The 891-nt window shown below is 45.1% G+C and carries 1 protein-coding gene; it reads left to right on the plus strand.

The features are described 5' to 3' along the window. Nucleotides 1-762: transposase (locus tag GDZ68_RS17890; protein WP_153723681.1), on the plus strand; the 762-nt coding region annotated here is incomplete at its 5' end. Between the last annotated feature and the right edge of the window lie 129 nt (nucleotides 763-891).

Consider the following 891-nt stretch of genomic DNA (forward strand, 5'->3'; position numbering starts at 1 on the left):
GATGCGAATTGTGTATTTCCGGAAATGATGATTCCTTCTACTGGTAATGTCGCTGATTCGGACGCTGTCAACCATATCATTGACGCCGACGGCGCCCTGTATGTGATGGATCGCGGCTATGCACATAAGACGAAAATGGGCGGCTGGCTACAGCAGGGGATTCATTTTCTTGTACGCTGTCGGAAAAACTTTCGGATGGAGACCTTGCGCTCCTTCACGCCGACACATCCGCAAGTCGTCAAAAATGAGTTTGTCTCCATGCTGACCCGCGAGGAGACGCTGCGATACATTCATTTCCAAGATGACAAGGGCAGGGATTTCCATCTCTTGACGGACCGCCTAGATCTAACGGAAGAAGAAATATTGGAGACCTATAAGAGTCGTTGGTATATCGAACTTTTCTTTAAGTGGCTGAAGCAGCATGTGAAGCTAGATCACCTGTTCAGCCAATCGCCAACGGGTATCTGGAACCAGATGTTCATCTCACTGATCACGGTCGCACTTGCCGAGATTATGCGTCTTGTCACGGCACCTAAAAAAACCATTTGGACCTTTTTAAGCGCGGTGCAGGAGTATTTATTTGTTCCGATTAGCCGACTGAAGAAAGAGTTCACTCGCCCCCTTCGGAAGAGCAAGGGACGACAGAAAGTACCGATACCAGACGATAAACAGCGTAATTTTGGAGAAGACCATGCGATTGTCAGCCCGATTACCCGTCAGCATTTTGTGGAACGTCAAAAGGAAAAGAAAAAGAAAAAGTAAATAAATAGCCTAAAAAAAGGGAACTGGTTTTCGTTACATAGCCCTGTTCCCTTTTTTATTTAGTCACAAAAAGTTTAATGGGATAAATATACATCTATGTTTTTATGTGTATTTCATGCAACGCTAGTG

It is taken from the genome of Sporosarcina cascadiensis (assembly GCF_009650995.1).
Classification (GTDB): Bacteria; Bacillota; Bacilli; order Bacillales_A; family Planococcaceae; genus Sporosarcina; species Sporosarcina cascadiensis.